The sequence below is a fragment of the Pigmentiphaga soli genome (assembly GCF_039541095.1).
Taxonomy (GTDB): Bacteria; Pseudomonadota; Gammaproteobacteria; order Burkholderiales; family Burkholderiaceae_B; genus Pigmentiphaga; species Pigmentiphaga soli.
The window spans coordinates 104,212-117,991 of record NZ_BAABFO010000010.1; the positions used below are offsets into that span (position 1 = coordinate 104,212).

General features: G+C 68.8%; 11 protein-coding genes and 2 pseudogenes. 9 read left to right on the forward strand and 4 right to left on the reverse strand.

Going from position 1 to position 13,780, the window contains the following annotated elements:
- Positions 1–127 precede the first annotated feature (127 nt).
- Positions 128–1,531, forward strand: a complete 1,404-nt coding sequence (mnmE, locus tag ABD927_RS12150; RefSeq protein WP_345249703.1) for a tRNA uridine-5-carboxymethylaminomethyl(34) synthesis GTPase MnmE — start codon at positions 128–130, stop codon at positions 1,529–1,531.
- Between the two features lie 104 nt (positions 1,532–1,635).
- Here the strand turns inward: mnmE and ABD927_RS12155 are convergent.
- Both ABD927_RS12155 and ABD927_RS24550 read right to left on the reverse strand, forming a co-directional pair.
- A pseudogene (locus ABD927_RS12155) lies at positions 1,636–1,902 on the reverse strand (ATP-binding protein); the annotation flags it as partial.
- Positions 1,897–2,088 (reverse strand): annotated as a pseudogene (locus tag ABD927_RS24550) (helix-turn-helix domain-containing protein); the annotation flags it as partial. The pseudogenes ABD927_RS24550 and ABD927_RS12155, both read right to left, overlap by 6 nt.
- A gap of 244 nt (positions 2,089–2,332) precedes the next feature.
- Between ABD927_RS24550 and ABD927_RS12165 the strand changes: the two are divergent.
- On the forward strand, positions 2,333–2,713 hold the full coding sequence (locus tag ABD927_RS12165) for an Arm DNA-binding domain-containing protein (RefSeq protein WP_345249705.1): 381 nt from the start codon (positions 2,333–2,335) through the stop codon (positions 2,711–2,713).
- Positions 2,714–3,329: 616 nt separating this feature from the next.
- On the opposite strand, the gene ABD927_RS12170 is transcribed toward ABD927_RS12165, so the two are convergent.
- The gene (locus tag ABD927_RS12170; RefSeq protein ID WP_345249851.1) at positions 3,330–3,494 is read right to left on the reverse strand and encodes a DUF1016 N-terminal domain-containing protein; all 165 of its coding nucleotides are present in this window, start codon (positions 3,492–3,494) and stop codon (positions 3,330–3,332) included.
- A gap of 81 nt (positions 3,495–3,575) precedes the next feature.
- Here ABD927_RS12170 and ABD927_RS12175 point away from each other — a divergent pair, with 81 nt between their 5' ends.
- Positions 3,576–4,532 carry a bifunctional helix-turn-helix transcriptional regulator/GNAT family N-acetyltransferase gene (locus tag ABD927_RS12175; RefSeq protein WP_345249707.1) on the forward strand — a complete coding sequence of 319 codons (957 nt, stop codon included), beginning with the start codon at positions 3,576–3,578 and terminating at the stop codon, positions 4,530–4,532.
- Here ABD927_RS12175 and ABD927_RS12180 read toward each other — a convergent pair.
- Entirely contained in the window at positions 4,529–5,431 is a 903-nt protein-coding gene (locus tag ABD927_RS12180) for a LysR family transcriptional regulator (RefSeq protein WP_345249709.1), read from the reverse strand. The two genes, ABD927_RS12175 and ABD927_RS12180, sit on opposite strands and share 4 nt — an antisense overlap.
- Before the next feature lie 120 nt (positions 5,432–5,551).
- Between ABD927_RS12180 and ABD927_RS12185 the strand changes: the two genes are divergently transcribed.
- From ABD927_RS12185 to ABD927_RS12210, 6 genes are all read left to right on the forward strand, one after another.
- Entirely contained in the window at positions 5,552–6,736 is a 1,185-nt protein-coding gene (locus ABD927_RS12185) for a mandelate racemase/muconate lactonizing enzyme family protein (RefSeq protein ID WP_345249711.1), read from the forward strand.
- A 57-nt stretch (positions 6,737–6,793) separates the two neighbouring features.
- Entirely contained in the window at positions 6,794–8,248 is a 1,455-nt protein-coding gene (locus tag ABD927_RS12190) for an aldehyde dehydrogenase family protein (RefSeq protein ID WP_345249713.1), read from the forward strand.
- Positions 8,249–8,280: 32 nt separating this feature from the next.
- Complete coding sequence (locus ABD927_RS12195; RefSeq protein ID WP_345249715.1) at positions 8,281–9,273, forward strand: Bug family tripartite tricarboxylate transporter substrate binding protein; 993 nt, start codon at positions 8,281–8,283, stop codon at positions 9,271–9,273.
- A gap of 173 nt (positions 9,274–9,446) precedes the next feature.
- Positions 9,447–12,434, forward strand: a complete 2,988-nt coding sequence (locus ABD927_RS12200; RefSeq protein WP_345249718.1) for a xanthine dehydrogenase family protein molybdopterin-binding subunit — start codon at positions 9,447–9,449, stop codon at positions 12,432–12,434.
- A complete protein-coding gene (locus ABD927_RS12205) occupies positions 12,431–13,261 on the forward strand; it encodes an FAD binding domain-containing protein (protein ID WP_345249720.1) in 831 nt (276 codons plus the stop codon). The genes ABD927_RS12200 and ABD927_RS12205 overlap by 4 nt, the downstream gene beginning before the upstream one ends.
- Positions 13,258–13,776, forward strand: coding sequence for a (2Fe-2S)-binding protein (locus tag ABD927_RS12210; RefSeq protein ID WP_345249721.1), 519 nt, complete (start codon positions 13,258–13,260; stop codon positions 13,774–13,776). Before ABD927_RS12205 ends, ABD927_RS12210 begins: the two co-directional genes overlap by 4 nt.
- Positions 13,777–13,780: the final 4 nt, after the last annotated feature.

The following is a 13,780-nucleotide window of genomic DNA, read 5'->3' on the forward strand; positions in this document are numbered from 1 at the left end:
CGCTGCCATCCTTCCCAGGCCGCCGGGTTTCCGGCGGCCTTTGTTTTTGTGCCTGGCCGATACCTTGGGTTAGAGTGGGCCAGGACTATTCGCGGGGACTGACGTTCCCTTCCATCCTTTTGTCGCCATGCCATCCGATCGAGATCCCATTGCCGCCATCGCCACCGCTCCCGGCCGGGGCGGCATCGGCGTCGTCCGCGTGTCGTCGCCGGACGACTTGGCGCCGCTGATCCAGGCGTTGCTCGGCCGCGCGCTGACGCCACGGCATGCGCATTACCTGCCATTCCGGGATGCCGGAGGCGCGCTCATCGACCAGGGCATCGCGCTGTACTTCCCGGCGCCGCATTCGTATACCGGCGAGCATGTGCTTGAACTGCAGGGGCATGGCGGGCCGGTGGTGCTGCGCAGCCTGTTGGCGCGCTGCCTGGAGGCCGGGGCGCAGGCCGGATTGCGGCTGGCCGAGCCTGGGGAATTCACGCGGCGGGCCTTTCTGAACGATAGGCTGGACCTGGCGCAGGCCGAAGCGGTGGCGGACCTGATCGATGCCTCGTCGGAGGCGGCGGCGCGCAGCGCGGCGGCATCAATGACCGGGGCGTTCTCGCGCGAGGTCAATGCGCTGGCCGACCGCATCGTGCATCTGCGGATGCTGGTGGAAGCGACGCTGGATTTTCCCGAGGAGGAGATCGATTTCCTGGAGAAGTACCAGGCGGGCGAGACGCTGGCGGGGATCCGGGAGGATCTTGCACGGCTGGTGGCGCAGGCGCGGCAGGGTGCGATTCTGCGGGAAGGGTTGCACGTGGTGCTGGCTGGGCAGCCCAATGTGGGGAAATCGAGCCTGCTCAACGCGCTGGCCGGGTTCGATGCGGCCATCGTGACGCCGATCGCGGGGACCACGCGGGACAAGGTCGTGCAGGAAATCTCCATCGATGGGGTACCGCTGCATGTGATCGATACGGCCGGGCTGCGGGAGACGGCGGACGAGGTGGAGCGGATCGGGATTGCGCGCACGTGGGAAGAGATCGCGCGGGCGGACGTGATCCTGCACATCGTGGATGCGACGCGGCCGGAAGAGGAACTGGATGCCGGGATCGCGGCGCGGCTGCCGGCGGGGACGCCGGTGGTGGAGGTGGTGAACAAGATCGATCTGCTAGGGGAGGGGGATGCGGCTGCGCTTGCGGGCTCGGCAGGGAAAGCGGAAGAGCCGGCTTCGGCGGCGGCCCGGCGGATCGGCGTGTCGGCGCTGACGGGGCGGGGGCTGGATGTGCTGCGGGCCGAACTGCTTGGGATCGCGGGGTGGAATCCATCCGGGGAATCGCCCTATCTGGCACGGGAGCGGCATTTGCAGGCGCTGCGGCGGGCGGGGGAACGGCTTGAGGCGGCGGCCGAGCATGCGGCGCTGGATGACCGGGTGCTGGATTTGTTTGCCGAGGAATTGAGGCTGGCGCACCTGGAACTGGGCGGAATCACAGGCGAGTTCAGCAGCGATGACCTCCTGGGAGTGATTTTTTCGAGGTTCTGTATCGGGAAGTGAGGTCGGTTCCAGGGACATCCACTGAAGTTGTCAACGCCGGTTGAAAACTGACCCCTTTGTCGGCGCTCGCGCCGAAGTAAATTTGACCCCCTGGGGTTGAAGGGTTATTGGGCAGCAGTCCGAGCCCGAGCCGGGCTGTTGCCGGCTTTGCGCTTGTCCTTGAGCCGATAGCTTTCGCCACTGATCTGCACGATGTGAGCGTGATGCAGAAGGCGGTCGAGCATGGCTGCCGTGAGCGTCTGGTCGTCGGCGAAGGCGCTGGCCCATTGAGGGAAGGGCAGGTTGCTGGTCAAGATGATGCTGCCTCGCTCGTAGCGCTTGGCGACCACCTGGAAGAACAGATTTGCTTCATCGCGCCCGAAGGGCAGGTACTGCGTGTACGGGTCCAGCTTGCGTGGCCGCGCAGCCCTCGGGCCGTAGCTGGGAGGCGTCGCCTCACCGCGCAGGTATCGCCTGACTGTGTTGCGCGACACGCCCAACTCTCGCGCGATCGCCTTGATGCCGTGGCCCTGACGGGCCAGTACTCGAATCTCCAATGATTGCTCCTGGGTCAACATCTTGGCGGCCAAAAGCCGCCATCATCGCCCAGGGGGTCAGTTTTACCTCGGCGCCAGGGGTCAGTATTACTTCGGCGCTGACATGAAGTCTGCTTATGTGCCTGAAAACCGCATAAATAAAGGGATTTTTGTCTACTGAGTGATTCGGTGATACAGTCAAAGCCATCGCTATTCGGGTCCATATATGGGTCCAAGTTCACCGAATAGCCTGACTATTGACATTCATGGACCCAAAGGAGGGTCCATGTCTCTCACAGATACCGCTCTCAAGGCGCTCAAACCAAAGGATGCTCCTTACATCGTCAGTGACGATCGCGGGCTGTACGTCGAAGTGCTGCCGAGTGGCAGCATCGTCTGGCGTTATCGCTATCGGCTGGACGGCAAGCGAGAGAAGCTAACGCTGGGAAAGTACCCGGCCCTCACCCTGAAGAACGCGCGCCTGAAACGGGACGAGGCGGCGCATCTGGTGGCACTGGGCCAGTCTCCGGCGCAGAAAAAGCAGCAGGAGAAAGTGGCTGGAGCAGAAGACGCCACCGTGGCCGAGTTCTCCGAACGCTTCTTCAAGGACAGGCGTTGCGCTCCAGCGGCGTCAGCCGCTCATCAAGCAACAGGGCTTTCGGGGTGATGATGTCTGAGGCTTGGTGTGACATGGTGAGGCTCCCATCGGTATCGGCCAACTGGCCAAAGGAGTCGTCATCTCACCCCGGCATCACCGCAGCCGCAGCCAACAATCCGAACTGCGCTCCTCCCGTTTTTCGAGTTGAAGCAGAACACAACATCCTTGGTCTTCCGAATCAGGAGGTGGGAAAATGAGCCTGTTACAGCGCATTGGATGTTGGCGGACGTCGATGGCCGGGTTCACTGCCTCTGATCAGGTTGTCCGCTGACACATCGCACTGGAAACTGGAGAACGGGAAGCGTCCAAGGAAGGCCATCTGCAGCTACCAAGGGACACGCTTGGTATTTGGGTCCAGGAATAGGTCCAAGCGCGTTGCGGGACCACCATGAATACCTTGAAAATCAACGACATGCGGCATAATTTCCGCTTCTGCATCGGGAAGTGATGCAGCGTCCAGGCACGCGGCCGCAGGATGTAACCATGCCGCACCGCTACCTGGAGAAGGATATCCTGCCGCACATCGGCAGCAAGCCGGTCAGGAACATCACCGCCGAGGACGTGAGCAGCGTCATCTGGCGCAAGAAAGAGCAAGGCTTCGACGCCGGCCAGGTGCGCGGCGTACTCAAGTGCATGTCTGGCGAGTTGAGGTGCTGGAAGATTCTGCAGACAGTGTCTGCAAAATCTGTTCGGGTAGCCATGCGAGGAAGAACGTACGCATCTGGGCCAAGTTGCCCCAGCCAAAGCCACGACCGAATTGCTCGCTGAGGTCCGCACCTAGACGCTTGATGACGTCTTCGCCGTACTCGGCTCGCCGGCGCCATCCATCTCGTCAAATTGTTGTACCATACAACAGTATGGAAGACATCAGATGGACCAAGTGGACATCCCCTTCATCGACCAGATCCGAGCCGCATCACGCCAAATAGTGCGCGAACTAGGCTTCATGCAATCCACGCTGGCCGCCACCCGCTACCCGCCCTCGGCCGTCCACGCCATCCTCGAAGTCGGCGCGCGGCGCCGCATGACGGCAGGCCAGTTGGCCGACTGCCTGCGCCTGGAAAAATCCAGCGTCAGCCGCATGGTGCGCAAGCTGATCGATGCAGGCGAATTGAAGGAATCGGTGGACGACGCCGACGGCCGTATCAAATGGCTGGCCCTGACCGCGCACGGCCGCCGCACGCGCGCCGCGATCGAGTCATTCGCCCGCAAGCAGGTGGCGGCCGCGCTGTCGCGCCTGGCACCGGCACAGCAGGACGAGGTGGCCGGCGGCCTGGCCGCCTATGCCGCGGCGCTGGCCTCCAACCGGCAGGGCGCGCAGGCACCCGCCACACGGCCGGTGCGCATCGAATCCGGCTACCGCCCCGGCGCGATAGGCGCCATCGTCGACATGCACGCGCGCTTCTACGCCCGCCATTCCGGCTTCGGCGCCTTCTTCGAAAGCAAGGTCGCCGCCGGCCTGGCCGATTTCGCCGGCCGGCTGGAACGGCCCGACAACGGCCTGTGGCTGGCCATGGACGGCGAACGGATCGCCGGCTCGGTGGCGATCGATGGCGAGGACCTGGGCGGCAACCAGGCCCATCTGCGCTGGTTCATCGTCGACGACAGCCTGCGCGGCACCGGCGTCGGGCGGCGGCTGCTGGAGCAGGCCGTAGGCTTCTGCGACGAGCGGCAATTCGCCGCCACCCAGCTCTGGACCTTCCGCGGCCTGGACGCGGCCCGGCGGCTGTACGAGGCGTACGGCTTCGTGCTGGCGGAGGAATTCGCCGGTCAGCAGTGGGGCGCCCAGGTCCTCGAACAGCGCTTCGTGCGGACGGCAGGCGGTTAGTCCTTCTCTTTCTCCAACCCCTGAATATGGCGGGCCAGCACCGCCATGAAAGCAGCGGCCGCCGCCCCCAGCGGCCGCCGCGGATCCGTCACGCACACGATGTGCCGCACCAGCCTCGGGGAAGAAATCACGCACGCGCGCAGATCCCCCTGCGCCAGCTGCTCGCGCACGGCGATGGTCGGCAGCAGCGTGCAGAAGTCGCTTTCGCGCACCAGCCTCAGGATCGCGCTGATGGAGTCGATCTCCACCGTGGGCCGCAGGTCCACATTCTCCGACAACGCGAAGCTTTCGATGATGCCGCGCAACCCGTGCTGGCGCGTGGGCAGCACCAGCTTTAGCGCGGCCAACTCGGCGAACGGCAGCGTCTGCGGCAAGGGCGCATGGCCGGCGCCGGCCACCAGCACGACGTCTTCTTCGGCGATCGCTTCCGTATGCAGCGCGAGCGGCCGCCGCGGCCGGTTGATGACGGCGGCGTCCAGGTGCCCCAGCGCCACCGCGTCGCTCAGCCCGCCGCTGAAGCCGTCGACGAACGATAGCTCCACCTTCGGATGGCCGCCGGAGAATTCCATCAGCGCGTTCACCAGCACGCCTTGCGAGATGGTGGCGATCATGCCGACCCGCACCTGGCCGACCAGTTCGCCGTCGGCCTGCCGCGCCTGCTCGCGCGCCTGCGAGAACCCGGTGATCACGGGCAGGAACAGGTGGTAGAGGCGGCGCGCCTCCCCGGTCGGATGCATGCCCTGGGGACTGCGGACGAACAGCTGCTGGCCGAGCTCATCTTCCAGCTTGGCGATCTGCATGCTCAAGGCCGGCTGGACGATATTCAGGCGCCGCGCCGCGCGCGTGACGGAGCCCTCTTCATAGAGACAGGCGAAGTACTGGATCTGCCGGAATTCCATGGCACGTTCACTTTATCTGATGGAGTACATAATTTAATATTAATTGACCTGATATAGAGCGATTCCTAGACTTCTCTCCCTCAAAAGCCCCCCAGCGGCTGCCCCAACGGAGACGAGTCCATGGCCCACGCCAACCAGGTTCCGGTCGAAGCCGGCGCGAAAGATTTCGCCATCGCCGACATCCAGGCCTGGGCCATTTCCTTCCCGGTTCCAGAGCACAACAGCGTCCGGCTGGGCGTAGGCCGGGCACGCAAGCGCGACGCCGTCGTGGTGAAGGTGACGACCGCCGGCGGGCTGGTCGGCTGGGGCGAATCGCACCACGGCCGCGCCCACACCAGCATCGCGCATCTGGTCGGGCACGCGCTGCGGCCCCTGGCGCTGGGCATGGACGCGACCGACGTGCACGGCGTCTGGCGCCGCATCTACGACGCCCAGCTCGCTGCCATGGGCACCGGCGCGGCCTGCGCGATGGCCATGAGCGGCATCGACATGGCGCTGTGGGACATCCGCGCGAAAGCCGTGGGCTGGCCGTTGTACCGCCTGCTGGGCGGCGCGTCCCGGCCGCTGCGCGCCTATGCCGGCGGGGTGGCGCTGGGCTGGCAGGAGCCGGCCGCGCTGGCCGAGGAAGCCGCCGCGCACGTGCGGGCAGGCTACCGCGCCGTCAAGCTGCGGCTGGGCGATTCGGTCGAGCGCGACACGGCGCGCGTGGCCGCGGTGCGCGAGGCGCTGGGGCCGGGCGTCGTCATCCTGGCGGACGCCAACACGGCCTATACGCTCGACGACGCGCGGCGCATGGTGCCGGTGCTCGGCGAACTCGGCGTCGGCTGGCTGGAAGAGCCGTTCCCGGCCCACGACTACCGCAACTACGAATTGGCGCGCGGCTACGGCAGCCTGCCGTTCGCGGCGGGCGAGAACCACTACACGCGTTTCGAATTCAACCGGCTCATCGACGACCGCGCCGTCGACGTGCTGCAGCCCGACCTGTCCAAGACCGGCGGCGTGAGCGAGACCCTGCGCATCGCCGCGCACGCCTCGGCCTACAAGCTCGCCGTCCACCCCCACACGTCGATGACGGGCATCAACATGGCCGCCACCCTGCACGTGCTGGCCGCCATCGACGGCGACGGCTATTTCGAGGCCGACGTGTCGCGCGGCAACCTGTTCCGCGACGAACTGGTGGCCACGCCGTTCGCGATCGGCGCCGACGGCTGCGTGCGGCCGCCCGAAAAGCCGGGCATCGGCGTCGAGGTGGACGAGGCCTTCATCCGCGACCACCCCGCCATCGAAGGCCCGGCCTACGCCTGAAAGGCGGCCGGCATGCCGGGCAAGACACGCAATCGAATGGCGCATCGGGAAAAAAGCATGGAAATCAAGGAAGCTCTCAATCTGATCGATGGCCGCTGGCAGGCGGCCGAAAGCGGCGCCTGGGGCATGCGCCGCAACCCCGCCGACGGCAGCGAACTGGGCCGCCACGCCGCCTCCGCCCGCATCGACGCGCTGGCCGCCATCGCGGCCGCCCGGCGCGCCTTCGAGCGGCCGCAGTGGTCGCAGAACCCGCGCCTGCGCCAGCTGGCGATGCTGCGCTGGGCCGACCGCGTCGAGGCACGTGCCGAGTCCCTGGCGCGCCTGCTCACGCTGGAGAACGGCAAGGTGCTGGCGCAGTCGCGCGGCGAGATCGAGGCGGCGGTGTCCGAGATCCGCTATTACGCCGGCGTGGCGCGCCATCTGCCCGGCCGCGTGCTCGAGGTCGAGCCGAACACGTTCTCCACGCTGCTGAAGGAACCAGCCGGCGTGGCCGGCATCATCGTGCCATGGAACGCGCCGGCGGTGCTGCTGGTCCGCGCGCTGGCGCCGGCGCTGGCCGCCGGCTGCGCCGCGGTCGTCAAGCCGGCGCCGCAAACCGCGCTGTTCAGCGCCGCGCTGATCGCCGAGCTGCACGCGGCCGAAGGGCTGCCGGCCGGCGTCGTCAACCTCGTCAGCGAGGACGGCCACGAAGTGGCCGCCTGCCTGGTCGAGTCCGAAGACGTGGACGTGATCAGCTTCACCGGCTCCAACCGCACCGGCCAGCGCATCATGGCCGCGGCGGCGCCGACCATGAAAAAGCTGTCGCTGGAGCTGGGCGGCAAATCGGCCTGCCTGGTGTTCGAGGATGCCGACGTCGCCGCCGTCGCGCCGCGGCTGGCCGCCGCCGCCACCATCATCAGCGGCCAGCAGTGCACGGCCGCGCGGCGCGTGCTGGTCCACGCCAGCCTGTACGAGCCGATGAAGGCGGCGCTGGCTTCGGCCCTGCGCGCGCTGCGCGTCGGGCCGGGGCTGGAAGAGGGCATGCACATCGGCCCGCTGATCGATCCGGAGGCCGCGGCCACCGTCGGCGCCCGCATCCGCGACGCGATGGAGGCCGCCGACGAAGTCGTCGTGCGGGGCGAGGCGGGCACGGGGCCGCTGGCCGGCGGCGCCTTCCTGACCCCCACGCTGGTCGCGCACCGCGACACGCACGCCTTCTTCGTGCAGGAAGAAATCTTCGGGCCGCTGCTGGTGCTCGAACGCTTCGAGGACGAGGCCGAGGCCCTCGCCCGCGCCAACCATTCCCAGTACGGCCTGTCGGCCAGCGTCTGGACCCGCGACGGCGCGCGCGCCCTGCGCGTGGCCCGCGCACTGCGCAACGGCACGGTATGGATCAACGACCACAACAAACTCTTCGCCGAGGCGGAAACCGGCGGCTACCGGCAGAGCGGCCTGGGCCGGCTGCACGGCTACGACGCGCTGGCCGACTTCCAGGAAATCAAGCACATCTACCAGCAGGCGGGTCTGGCCTGAACGACGTCAACGGCAATACGACAAGGAGACGAATGATGCAAGAAGCGACGAGAACGATACTGCGGGGCGCCGGCGCCCTGGCCTGCGTGGCGGTGGCGCTGCTGTGCGGATCGGCCCGGGCCGACGACGGCTATCCCGACAAGCCGGTGCGCATCATCGTGCCCTACCCGCCCGCGGGCTTCAACGACGTGATGGCGCGCGCCTTCGCCACCAAGCTCAACGAGAAGCTGGGCCAGCCTTTCATCGTCGAGAACCGGGCCGGCGGCGGCACCGTGATCGGCACCGCGGCGGCGGCCAAGGCGCCGGCCGACGGCTACACGCTGCTGGTGCAGGGCTTCCCGCTGATCGTCAACCAGTACCTCTACAGCAAGCTGCCCTACGACACCAACACCGCCTTCGCGCCGGTGATTCTGGGCGCCGAGACGCCCAACCTGCTCGTGGTGCGCGCCGACTCGGCAATCAAGTCGCTGAAGGACCTGATCGACGCCGCCAAGGCCAGCCCGGGCCGGCTCAACTATGCGTCGTCCGGCACCGGCACCTCGCAGCACCTGACGATGGAATACCTGAAGAGCATCACCGGCACCGATCTCAACCAGATTCCCTACAAGGGCAGCGCGCCGATGGTGACCGACCTGCTCGGCGGCCAGGTGGACGTGATGTTCGACAACTTCCCCAATGCCCTGCCCTTCGTGAAGGCCGGCAAAATGCGCGCGCTGGCGGTGACCTCGCGCCAGCGGCTGGCCGAGCTGCCCGACGTACCGACCGTGGCCGAACAGGGCTACCCGGGCTTCGAAGTGGCCGTGTTCTATGGCCTGTACGCGCCGGCCGGCACGCCCGACGCCGTCGTCCACAAACTCAACGCCGTGCTTAACGAGGCCCTGAAGGCGGACGACGTCAAGTCGATGTTCAAGACGGCCGGCGTGCAGCCGATGGGCGGCTCGGCCCAGGACTTCGCCAAATACAACGCCGCGCAGGACCGCAAATGGGCCGACGTCATCCGCAAAGCCGGCATCAAGGCGGATTGAATGGGCCCACCCCTACGCGCTGCGCGCGCCAGGGAGGGACCCACCCCTACGCGCTGCGCGCGCCCCTCAAGGGGCGGCACTGGCGGACCGGCAGAGCCGGATCCGCGGTGCCCTGGATAGGGCGGCGCAGGGTTATAGGCATTGGAAGGTACGCAGGGCCATAAAGCATTGATATGAACGATACGCTCGCTCCCTCCCGCCACCTGGGCCGGCGCGCCGAGCGCGTGGAAGACCGCGCGCTGTTGACCGGCCGCGGCCGCTATGGCGACGACGCGCCGCTGCGGCCCGGCACGCTGCACGCGGCGGTGGTGCGCTCGCCGCATGCGCACGCCCGGCTGTCGGCCGTGCGCGCCGACAAGGCGCTGGCGTTGCCGGGCGTGCGCGCGGTGCTGACCGGCGACGACGTGCGGCGCTGGTCCAGGCCCTTCATCGTCGGCGTCAAGCAGCCGATGGAAATGTGGGCGCTGGCGGTGGACAAGGTGCGCTACGTGGGCGAACCGGTGGCGGTCGTGGTGGCGGAAGACCGTTATCGCGCCGAGGACGCCGTCGACCTGATCGAGGTCGACTACGAGCCGCTGCCGGCCGTGGTGGATATCCGCGCGGCCATGGACGATGCGATCGTGCTGCACGAGCAGGTGGGCAGCAATGTCGTCAGCGACCGCAGCTTCCGCTACGGCGACCCGGAAGCGGCTTTCGCCGCCGCGCCGCACCGCGTCGAGATCTCGGTCGAATACCCGCGCAATTCCTGCACGCCGATCGAGTGCGCCGTGGTGGTGGCGGAGTTCCTGTCCGAGCAGGACGGCTACGACGCGCAGTCGAATTTCATGGGGCCGTTCTCGCTGCATACGGTGATGGCGATGGCGCTGAAGGTGCCGGGCAATCGCCTGCGCCACCGCACTTTTCCTGACTCGGGCGGCAGCTTCGGCGTCAAGCAGGCGGTCATGCAGCCCGTGGTTCTGATGTGCCTGGCCGCGCGCAAGGCGCGGGCGCCGGTCAAGTGGGTGGAGGACCGTCTCGAACACCTGGCCGCGGCCACCTCGGCCACCGCCCGGCTGTGCCACGCCGCCGCCGCGGTGCAGGCCGACGGCCGCGTCATCGCGCTGGCGCTCGACCAGATGGAAGATTGCGGCGGCTATCTGCGCGCGCCCGAGCCCGCCACCCTCTACCGCATGCATGGCTGCGTGACCGGCGCCTATGCGATTCCCAACCTGAGCGTGCGCAACCGCGTGGTGCTGACCAACAAGACGCCCACCGGCCTGGTGCGCGGCTTCGGCGGGCCGCAGGTGTATTTCGCGCTGGAACGGCTGATGCAGCGCATCGCGGTCGAACTGGGGCTGGATCCGCTGGAGGTGTACCGGCGCAACTTCATTGCGCGCGACGCCTTTCCCTATCGCGCCGCGGCCGGCGCGCTGATCGATTCCGGCGACTACCACGCCGCGCTGGACACGGCCGTCGCCGAGGGCGGGCTGGCGCGGCTGTACGAGCGCCGCGATGCCGCGCGCGCCGAGGGCCGGCTGTACGGCATCGGCTTCGCCGCCATCGTCGAGCCCTCGGTCTCGAACATGGGCTACATCACGACCGTGCTGCCACGGGAACAGCGCGCCAAGGCCGGGCCCAAGAACGGCGCCATCGCCACGGCCACGGTCGGCATCGACCCGCTGGGCGGCATCAACGTGACGGTGGCCTCGTCGCCGGCCGGCCAGGGCCACCGCACCGTGTGCGCGCAGGTGGCGGCCGACGCGTTCGGCGTCGCTCCGGCCGAGGTGGCGGTCAACGTCGAGTTCGACACCGCCAAGGACGCCTGGTCGGTGGCGGCCGGCAACTATTCCAGCCGGTTCGCCGGCGCCGTGGCCGGCACGCTGCACCTGGCCTGCGCGCGGCTGCGCGGCAAACTGGCCCGCATCGCCGCCGCCCAGTTCGATTGCGATGCGGACGAGATCGTGTTCGCCGCCGGCAAGGTGCATCCGCGGGGCCAGCCCGGGCGCGGCGTGCCGTTCAGCCGCTTCGCCGCCAATCCCCACTGGGCGCCGGCCCTGCTGCCCGCCGGCGTGGAACCGGGCCTGCGGGAGACCGCGTTCTGGACCGCGCCGCAGCTGACGGCGCCGGACGAGGACGACCGCGTGAACACCTCGGCCGCCTACGGCTTCGCCTTCGATATCTGCGCGGTGGAAGTGGACCGCACGACCGGCCGCGTGCGCATCGACGACTACGTGACCCTGCACGACGCCGGCACGCTGCTGAACCCGGCGCTGGCCGACGGGCAGATCCGCGGCGCCTTCGCCCAGGGCCTGGGCGCGGCGCTGATGGAGGAATTCCGCTACGGCGCCGACGGCAGCTTCCAGGCCGGCACCTTCGCCGACTACCTCGTGCCCACCACCTGCGAAGTGCCCGATCCCAGGATCCTGCACCAGGAAACGCCCAGCCCCTACACGCCGCTCGGCGCCAAGGGGCTGGGCGAAGGCAACAACATGAGCACGCCGGTGTGCATCGCCAACGCCGTGGCCGACGCGCTGGGCCGCGCCGACGTCGCCCTGCCGCTCACGCCGGCGCGCGTGATGGCCCTGCTCGGCATCGACGATCCGCCGCCGTCCGGGCCGCTGTCGGCCGAAGCCGAAGCCGCGGCCGCGGCCGCGCCGGCCGCCGGCAAGAGCGGCAAGGCATTGACGGCGCAGGGCGAGATCTTGCTGCCGGCCCCGCCCGAGGCGATCTTCGCCGTGCTGCTGGACCCGGCCGCGCTGGCCAGGGTCGTGCCCGGCTGCAATGCGCTCGAGGAAACCGGCCCCAACCGCTACCGCGCCGACGTGACCGTGGGCGTGGGCATGATCAAGGCGCGCTACGCCGCCGAGATCGCGCTGTCCGAACTGGACCCGCCGCGCCGGCTGCGCCTGGCCGGCTCGGGCCTGTCGAGCATGGGCGCCGCCAGGGGCAGCGGCCTGGTCACGCTGGAGCCCGCCGGCGGCGGCACGTTGCTGCGCTACGACTACGAAGCCGAGGTATCGGGCAAGGTGGCGGCCGTGGGCGGCCGTATGCTGGAAGGCGCCGCCCGGATCATCCTCAGGCAGCTGTTCGAACAACTGGGCCGCCAGGCCGGCGGCGCGGCGCCGACCGCGGGCGGCCCATGGTGGCGCCGGCTGCTGCAACGGCTGGGAGCAGGGCGATGAAGCCGGCGGCCTTCGACTACGTGCGCGCCGACAGCGGCGACGAGGCCATCGGGCTGCTCGCCCGGCACGGCGGCGACGCGCGCATCCTCGCCGGCGGCCAGTCGCTGATGGCGGTCCTCAACATGCGCCTGGCCCAGCCCGAGATGCTGATCGACATTTCCCGCAGCGCGGACCTGGACTATGCGCGCGCGCAGGGCGGCGTGCTGGCGGTGGGCGCTGCGGCCACCCAGGGCAGCGTGGAATGGCGTCCCTCGCTGGCGCGCGAAGTGCCGCTGCTGGCGCAGGCCTTCCCGTTCATCTCCCACTTCCAGATCCGCAACCGCGGCACGGTATGCGGCTCGGTGGCGCACGCCGATCCGAGCGCCGAGATTCCCCTCGTGCTGGCCGCTCTCGACGGCGAGGTCGTGCTGCGCAACGCGAAGAAGCGCCGCGTGCTGCGGGCGGCCGACTTCTTCCAGGGCATGTTGATGACGGCGCGCGAGCCCGACGAGCTGATCGAAGAGGTGCGCTTCCCGCTGGGCCGTCCGGGCCAGGGCACCGCCTTCGCCGAATTCTCGGCGCGCCACGGCGATTTCGCGATCGTGGCCGCGGCCGCCGTCGCCGATGCCAACGGCCTGCGGCTGGCGATCGGCGGCGTGGCCGATCGCCCGCGCGTGGCGCGCTGGCCGGCCGGCCTGGGCACCGCCGATCTCGACGCCGCGCTCAACGATTTCGCCTGGGAGCTCGGCGCCCGCGACGACGCGCACGCCGGCGCGTCCTTCCGCCGCCATCTGGTGCGCAAGCTCGGCGCCCGGGTGATCGCGCAAGCCATGGAGGGCAGGGCATGAAGCAATGCGAACGCGGCGCGCGGCACGTCGTGCGGCTGGCGCTCAACGGCACGCCGCGCAGCGGCAGTTGCGAATCCCGCACCCTGCTGTCCGACTTCCTGCGCCACGACCTGGGCGCCACCGGCACGCACGTGGGCTGCGAACACGGCGTATGCGGCGCCTGCACCGTGCTGATCGACGGCGTGGCCGGCCGCGCCTGCATGACGCTGGCGGTGCAGGCCGACGGCCGCTGCGTCGATACCGTCGAAGGTCTGTGCGACGACGGCCCGCTGTCGGACCTGCAGGAAGCATTCAGGCGCCATCACGCCCTGCAATGCGGCTTCTGTACGGCAGGGATCCTGATGAGCTGCGCCGACTACCTGCGCCGCAAGCCCGACCCTACAGAGATCGAGGTGCGCGAGATGCTGTCCGGCCACCTGTGCCGCTGTACCGGCTACACGACCATCGTGGCTGCCGTGCTCGAGGTCGCCGCCCGGCGCCGCGAGGCCGCCGCAGCCCGCCAGAACGGAGATTGACCCC